Origin of the sequence: Flavobacterium sp., assembly GCF_044361015.1 — a bacterium.
GTDB lineage: Bacteria > Bacteroidota > Bacteroidia > Flavobacteriales > Flavobacteriaceae > Flavobacterium.
Genome location: NZ_JBIKJL010000077.1, coordinates 1 through 8,036 on the forward strand (window position 1 = coordinate 1; position 8,036 = coordinate 8,036).

The 8,036-nt window shown below is 34.5% G+C and carries 7 protein-coding genes and 1 pseudogene; 4 read left to right on the plus strand and 4 right to left on the minus strand.

Translation table 11 applies throughout. From position 1 onward, the window contains the following. The 3 genes from ACIQ2Z_RS12015 to ACIQ2Z_RS12025 all read left to right on the plus strand — a co-directional run. Nucleotides 1–340, plus strand: a 340-nt coding sequence (locus ACIQ2Z_RS12015) for a T9SS type A sorting domain-containing protein (protein ID WP_396184401.1), incomplete at its 5' end; no start/stop codon positions are given. Nucleotides 341–455: 115 nt separating this feature from the next. Next, nucleotides 456–1,361, plus strand: coding sequence for an IS1595 family transposase (locus tag ACIQ2Z_RS12020; RefSeq protein ID WP_396184402.1), 906 nt, complete (start codon nucleotides 456–458; stop codon nucleotides 1,359–1,361). 118 nt (nucleotides 1,362–1,479) lie between these two features. Continuing rightward, entirely contained in the window at nucleotides 1,480–3,840 is a 2,361-nt protein-coding gene (locus tag ACIQ2Z_RS12025) for a beta strand repeat-containing protein (RefSeq protein ID WP_396184403.1), read from the plus strand. A 132-nt stretch (nucleotides 3,841–3,972) separates the two neighbouring features. Here the strand turns inward: ACIQ2Z_RS12025 and ACIQ2Z_RS12030 are convergent, their stop codons facing one another. From ACIQ2Z_RS12030 to ACIQ2Z_RS12045, 4 genes and pseudogenes are all read right to left on the minus strand, one after another. Then, complete coding sequence (locus ACIQ2Z_RS12030) at nucleotides 3,973–5,286, minus strand: ABC1 kinase family protein (protein ID WP_396184404.1); 1,314 nt, start codon at nucleotides 5,284–5,286, stop codon at nucleotides 3,973–3,975. 5 nt (nucleotides 5,287–5,291) lie between these two features. Beyond that, complete coding sequence (locus ACIQ2Z_RS12035; protein ID WP_396184405.1) at nucleotides 5,292–5,963, minus strand: TetR family transcriptional regulator C-terminal domain-containing protein; 672 nt, start codon at nucleotides 5,961–5,963, stop codon at nucleotides 5,292–5,294. Nucleotides 5,964–6,107: 144 nt separating this feature from the next. Next, nucleotides 6,108–6,802: pseudogene (locus ACIQ2Z_RS12040) on the minus strand (OmpA family protein). A gap of 54 nt (nucleotides 6,803–6,856) precedes the next feature. Beyond that, on the minus strand, nucleotides 6,857–7,105 hold the full coding sequence (locus ACIQ2Z_RS12045; RefSeq protein ID WP_396184406.1) for a hypothetical protein: 249 nt from the start codon (nucleotides 7,103–7,105) through the stop codon (nucleotides 6,857–6,859). 320 nt (nucleotides 7,106–7,425) lie between these two features. Here ACIQ2Z_RS12045 and ACIQ2Z_RS12050 point away from each other — a divergent pair. After that, the coding region (locus ACIQ2Z_RS12050; protein WP_396184408.1) for an ATP-binding protein at nucleotides 7,426–8,036 on the plus strand (611 nt) is incomplete at its 3' end.

Genomic DNA, 8,036 nt, shown 5'->3' on the forward strand with positions numbered 1-8,036 from the left:
CTATCTAGGAAAAGATTGTAATATCTTAGTACCGGGTGGAGCACCAATTGTACCATTTACTAGACCAGTTGTTGACTCAAACAATCCAATGGGTGAATTTAAAGCAGTAGCTTATCCAAACCCATTCCAAAACAGTTTTGCAATTGATTTGAAAACAAGTAATACAAGCCCAGTAAGTCTAGCTATTTATGACATGACCGGAAGATTGCTTGAAAGCAAAGAAATCAAAGCAGACGGATTATCTACTCAAACGATTGGCGAGCGTTACCCGGCTGGTGTTTACAATGTGATTGTAACTCAAGGGGAGAATATGCAGAACGTACGTGTAGTTAAACGATAATAACTATTTTATTTAGATTAAAAAATGCCTCTCTTTTCTGAGAGGTATTTTTTAATTTTGATTGACCGTAATCACCCATAATTAAATAAAAAGCCTTATATTTGAAAAAAAAGCGATGAATTTATTCAGTTTTACGGCAAATTTTGGAAGTGAAGAAGCTTGTAGACTTCATTTTAAAGAAGAAAGAGACAAACTTGGTGTTATTTGCAAATGTGGAAGCCAAGAACATTTTTGGATTAGAAGTAGATGGAGTTATGAATGTAAAAAATGTAGAAGTAGAACTTCATTACGAAGTGGTACTATAATGCAAAGTTCTAATTTGTCCTTTTTGGTTTGGTACAAAACGATGTTCTTATTAACGGCAACTAAAAAAGGATTTTCGAGTAAAGAAATTCAAAAGCAATTAGGTTTAAAACGTTACGAGCCAGTTTGGTCGATGGTTCATAAGCTTCGCAAAGCTATGGGTAATAGAGATGCACGTTATACCTTGGAAGGAATGATTGAACTGGATGAAGATTATTTTACAGTTGAATCTTCTGAAATAGAACAAGAAAAAGGATTCTGTGAACGTGGTGATGGTGGAAAATCAAGTGTTGCCATTATGGCTGAATCAACCGTTATAGAAGATATTGAGACAGGTGAAAAATCTAATCAATGTAGATATTTTAAAGCAAAAGTTTTAACTGATCATTCGTCAGAGCAAATAAACCAAACAATCCAAGAATCAATTTCTGAAAAGAGTATTCTTTTTACAGACAAAAGCACATCATTTATTGATATTGCAAATTATGTAGAAATTCATATTACAGAAAAATCAAATAAAGAAACAACAGTAGAAACTTTAAAGTGGGTACATATTGCAATTAGCAATGCCAAAAGAAATTTTCTAGGAAATTTTCATAAAATCAAAGAAAAATATTTACAATTATACCTAAATGAGTTCGTTTACAAGCTTAATAGACGGTATTTTGAAGAAAAATTATTCGACAGGCTAGTGATAGCAACCATTATAGGGTTATGACTAATAACGGACAATAAAATTTTAATTTATAAAAATTTCATATCCAAAGTAGTCCGTTATTATTTCAAACTTAAGAATAAATAAGATTACTTTTAATTCAGTATTTTAATAAATTATCATGAAAAGCTTAAAAAAAATTATAACTGTTTGTATTGTTCTATTTTCAATAGTTATAGGTAAAGCTCAAGTAGGAATAGGCACAACAGCACCTGATGGGGCTTTAGACATTTCTTCTTCTACAGACGGATTACTAATTCCAAGAGTTGCATTAACAATTACCACAAGTGCATTGCCACTAACATCACCAACAATCTCAGAATTAGTCTATAATTCTGCAACTGTTGCTGATGTTACCCCTGGTTATTATTATTGGAACGGTACGATATGGGTAAGACTAGCAACAGGAGTATCAAATGACTGGAGCATATTAGGCAATGCCGGTACAACACCGGCAACAAATTTTATTGGCACAACTGATAATCAGGATTTCGCCATTAGACGAAACAACTTAAGAGCCGGTTATATTGGAGATGCCACTTTTACTCCTGTAACATTTATTTTTAATAATGGAAATACCTCTTTTGGGGCTAATTCATTAGTAAACCCAACAGTAAACATACTAGCACAAACGGGTGTTCGAAACACTGCTTTCGGAGCCAATACCATGCCGAGTTTAACCTCGGGTAACAGAAATGTTGGTATCGGTGAATCTGTTTTATTCTCTAATTCGACCGGGAACGAAAATACTGCTATTGGTGTGGGAGCACTTTATTCTAACACTACCGGAAGTTCTAATGTAGCTGTTGGAAGAAATGCTTTAACAACTTCTACTATTGCTAGCAATAACACTGCGGTTGGTTTTACTGCTTTAAGAAATACGACAGGTACCGATAATACTGCAATTGGTGTTAATGCTGGTTCGAACCTCACAACAGGTTCAAGAAACATCATGATTGGAGCTAGCACTGCTGCTACAGCTGTTGGGGTAAATGACCAATTGAATATTGGGAATACCGTTTTTGGGAATATGACCGGTGCACTCACAGCTGGTGTAAACACTACTAGAACTATCGGAGTAAATGTTTTAGCACCCCAGGGAGCTTTAGATATTTTTTCATCAAATAATGGTTTATTGATTCCTAGAATTGCTTTATTAATTGGGGCAGATTCTGCATTACCAGTCATCACTCCTGCAAATTCTGAAATAATTTATAATACAGTATCTGTTGGTGCAGGTATAAATGCTGTTACACCAGGTTTCTACTTTTGGAATACAGCTACTCTTAGATGGGTTCGTTTTTCTACAGGTGTTCAAACAGGTTGGCTAACCACAGGAAATACAGTTGGAGCTGCCGGTAGTTTTATGGGAACTCTTGATAATTTTGATGTTGCTTTTAGAAGAAATAATGTAGCTTCTGGTTTTATAGGTGCAAATAGTACCGCTTTTGGTGTTGGTACTTTAGCTGCCAATACAGGATTAAATAACACTGCCTTTGGAACAAACGCCCTAAGTGCAAATACTACCTCTGCTAACAACACTGCTTTTGGATTTAATGCCTTAGCTATTAACACTCAAATTTCTGATACTGGAGCTTTGAATACCGCTGTTGGTAGTGGTGCATTAGCAAATCTAAATGGCGGTAATAATAATACAGCTATTGGATATAATGCTTTAACACTAGTTCCAAGTACTACCCGATTTAATACAGCTGTGGGAAGCAATGCCTTATCCGGTGTCAATTCAGCTGCCTCTATAAATAATGTGGCAGTAGGTTATAATACAATGACAGGAACTGGAGTAATCACTGAGTCTGTTGCGATAGGTTCTGGTGCTTTAGGAGCTGCTAGTAATGGTTCTACAAGGAATACCGCTGTTGGATATCGTGCTGGAATATCTTTAACTTCAGGAACTGACAATGTCTTGATAGGTAACGCAGCTGGTAGTTCAGAAGCAGGTACAAGTAGTAATAAATTGTTTATTGAAAACACCAATGCCAATGCTAGTAATGCTTTGATTTATGGTGAGTTTGATACTAATATCCTTAGAGTAAATGGAACATTACAAGTTAATAATCCAGCGGGTGTAAACGGTTACGCTTTACCAAATACAAGAGGAACATTAGGACAAATTTTGAGTACTAATGGTGCAGGAGGTACAAGTTGGTCCACTCTTCCCGTTAATACCGTTATGCCTTATGTAACCACTGGTGCTGCTGTAGGAAATTATATAGTCTCATTGACTGAATATACTATACGGGTTTTTAATGGTGTTTCACAAGTGACACTTCCCAATGCAGTTGTAAATCTTGGAAAAGTTTACATTATTATAGGAAGCAATGGTATAGGTCCTAAAATATTAGCAACTAGTGGTGGTGTGATTTATGATGATGTCATGGGTTCTACTATTACAACTATAAATTCTAACGAGCGATATACAGTTCAAAGTGATGGTACAGATTGGATTGTTATTGGACGATAATTTATTACTCCCATAAAACCTTCTTTGAAGTAAGTCAAATTAGATAAAAGAAATAAGAGCGACCTACTCAAACGTCGAGTGTCGCTCTTATCAACCTAACCAATAAATAAACAACGATTCTAACAACTAAAATTAGTTGGCAATATATTTTTGAAACGTCTTAGTATTTACTCTTGCTTTCAAATCATGAAGCAAATTATACAACCCGAAAAACGTTCGATTAATGTATAAAAAATGTTTGGAACCTCTGTTACCGTTCATCTTCCGCAACTGCGTGTCTTTTGAAAATTCTTCGCCCATTTGAGCAATGGCTCCAAAAAATTCTTCGTCAGAAAAATCAAAGAATTCACCATGAAACGGCTTGGTAAACAAACTCAATAATTGGTAAAACAATCCGGTGAAATAGGCTATTTCTTTCGGTGAATCATCGGTTCGTAATATTTCTAATTCAAATAATTTCTCTCTGAACAACGCCGGGTTATCAATAATCTCAGGTCGTGCCAATTCGAAATAAGGCACATAGAATTCTTCAGGAACTCGTTTGATACAACCAAAATCAATGGCTATCAAATTGGCATCTGCATCAACCAAAAAGTTACCCGGATGCGGATCGGCATGCACTTGTTTTAAATAATGCATTTGGTACATATAAAAATCCCACAAAGCTTGTCCGAGTTTGTCACCTATCACTCGATCAGTATTGTGTGCGGTGAATTCAGATAAATGTTCACCCTGCATCCAATCCATAGTTAGAATTTTCTTAGAAGACAATTCCGGATAATAGGTCGGAAAACGAAGGTTTTCTATATTTTTACATGCTTTTGACAAAAACTGACTTTGTTTTAACTCTAAATCATAATCGGTTTCTTCTAATAATTTATATTCTACTTCCTTAAAATATTTATCGGAATCTTTCCCTTCCAAATTAAACATTTTAACAGCAAAAGGCTTTACCAAAGCTAAATCAGAACTAATACTTTCCGCCACGCCGGGATATTGGATTTTCACAGCTAAATTTTTTCCATCTTTCGTTGCTTTGTGCACCTGGCCGATACTTGCAGCATTAATTGAATCCGGCGTGAAGGTGTCGTATAGTTGTTCAGGGAATTTCCCTAAATAACTTTTAAATGTCTTGCGAACCAGCGGTGCACTCAACGGTGGCACTGAAAACTGAGCCAATGAAAATCGCTCCACATACGCCCTAGGTAACAGACTTTTATCCATGCTTAACATCTGAGCAACTTTCAAAGCACTACCTTTCAGATTCTTTAATCCGTCATAAATATCTTCTGCATTATTTTCATTCAATTTATCACGGTTTAAACCGGGGTTCACCATTTTTTCACCATAGTAGGCAATATAATTTCCGCCGACTTTAATTCCGGTTTTAACTAATTGACCTGCACGTTCAATTTTATTGGTGGGTATTCTATCTAGTGTTTTCAATAGTACTAATTAAATTTTTCTTTCCAAACAAACTTTCCTAAATCAATCAAACTATCAATTGGAGTTGTATCTAGCACATCAAAAGTAGCTTTCACCGCTTTTTCAATCATCATGTCCGTTTTCTCAAATCCTTTGGATGTATCGTCAAGCCAAAATTTCATCAGAAACAAGAATTCTACCCAAGCACCTTCTACATACAGTGGTTTGGCAATTTTATTGACTTTGAAATCCTCTTCAGAACTTTGCGTATCTATCATATCTAAAATAAAACTCTTAAAGTGGTTTCTAAAATCTTTTAATTGTTGCAAATTCTTCAACATATTTTTGTCCTCTTTCAAAGCAAAAACTACGTAACTTCTATTCAAAGTCAATATTTCAAAAAGTGAAAAATACAACGTCAAAAGCTTATTCTTATTGGAATAACTCAAATAATTTTCGTCGTTTTCAATGGTATTTTTAACATTTTCGAAAAATTTCACCCAGATATCTTTCTTCAACGCTTCAATGGATCCGTAAAAAGCATAAAAATCGCTTTCAACAATTTTATTTTCCTGACAAAAAACGAATACATTTTTGGGCTCTGCATTGTTTTGCAGCACCTGATTCATGTACAATTCAATTAACTGATTGTCATCGATGGCCTTTTTCTTGGGTGCTGCTTTTTTTACTGCGGTCATTTTTATTGATTTTAAATCTAGTACAAAGATAAATATTTGTTTAAGTTTTATGCAAATTATTTAAACAAAATATATGTTAAAGTTTATTGCACATAAAAGGTTTTCCGTCATGAAAACCTTCGTAAAATATGAATGCTATAAAAACTAATTTTTCACTTCTTGTTCAGCATCTTGAATCATCTTTTCATTAGCAGTAATGGTAAACTCTACGCGACTATTTTTTGATCTTACTTCTGGAGTATCATTGCTGGAAATCGGATCATTTACACCCATTCCTTTGGTTTTTATTCTACTGCCAATAATCCTTTAGAGTTTAAATAACTAGTAACCGTAGCAGCTCTTTGTTCAGATAAAGTTTGATTATATTCAACACGACCGGTGCTATCTGTATAACCGTATATGACAATGTCGGTATCCGTATAACTTTGAAAAACCGGGATTATTTTGTCTAAATTGGCTTTTGCCGTACTAGTTAAAGTTGATTTATTTAAATCAAAGTTGACCGAGTTTTCACCTAGTACTAAAACAATACCTTCGCCAACGCGATCTACTTCTGCACCTGGCAAAGCTTCTTCAATTTCTCTGGCTTGTTTGTCCATTTTGTTACCAATAACACCTCCAACTGAACCTCCTACTACTCCGCCTAACACGGCACCCATAGCGGTATTTCCACCTTTGCCTAAGTTATTACCCAAAATACCTCCGATAATTGCCCCTGTAGTTGCACCAATGGCCACACCTTTTTGCGTATTATTAGCATTTTGAACCAATTTACAACCTGTAAAAGGAAATGCAATTAAAAGTACAATTACAACAATTATTATTTTTATGTTTTTCATGTTCTTATTGTTTTATAAATTGATAAACTACATCTGTTAAAGTTCCGCCTACATTTATTCGATCCACCAATTGAAATGAATTTTCGGTTTGATTGCTAACTTCAAAACATAGCCATTGCGAACTTTTTTTGCTTTTTCGTCAGCATTCAATACTTTCATAACAAAATTTCCTTCCAAATTAATATACCAAGTAATTGGTGAAGTGAAACTTGCATAACCGGTTTTCGAAATAGTTACATCACCTTTATTATTGTTAGATACAAAATTCCAAGTACTACCTACAAAACATTGTGAGTCAGCCATTTCAAAAGATATTACTTTAATATAATCTGAACCAGGATAAGTATGACCATGTTCCTTTCATTCCTGCTTCAGTTCTGTTATCTAATTGTTTAGCCGGATTGGATTTGCAGGCAAATATTAACAAGGAGATTAATCCTTACAAGAGTATTTTTTTCATCGCAAATAAAATTATTAGCTTCAACACAAAGATAAAAAATAGAATTTTCACAATAATTTAATTAGTTTGTATAATCCATACGTCAATTTGTCAGATTCTAAGTTTTGGTACTTCTTTTGCAAATATTTTTTTTACTAATGTTTAACAAATAAAATAGCTAATTATGACAACAGGAAAAATTAATGTTTCAGTAGAAAACATCTTTCCCTTAATCAAAAAGTTTTTATATAGTGATCACGAAATTTTTCTTCGTGAATTGATATCTAACGCAACCGATGCTACCTTAAAACTAAAACACCTAACAAGTATTGGTGAAGCGAAAGTAGAATATGGCAATCCGAAAATTGAAGTTAGAATCGATAAGGAAAACAAAAAACTTCATATAACCGACCAAGGATTGGGTATGACAGCCGAAGAGGTTCAAAAATACATCAATCAAGTGGCTTTTTCCGGTGCGGAAGAATTTTTAGAAAAATACAAGGATTCTGCTAAAGACTCGGGTATTATTGGTCACTTTGGCTTAGGATTTTACTCGGCTTTTATGGTCGCTTCCAAAGTGGAAATCATCACCAAATCATACAAAGACGAACCTGCTGCTCATTGGACGTGTGATGGTAGTCCGGAATTCACGTTGGTCCCTCATGACAAAACTGACAGAGGAACAGAAATCATTCTGCACATTGCCGAAGATTCTTTAGAATTTTTAGAAGATTTTAAAATTCGTGAACTGTTGAAAAAATACAACAAATTCATGCCGGTGCCAATTAAATTCGG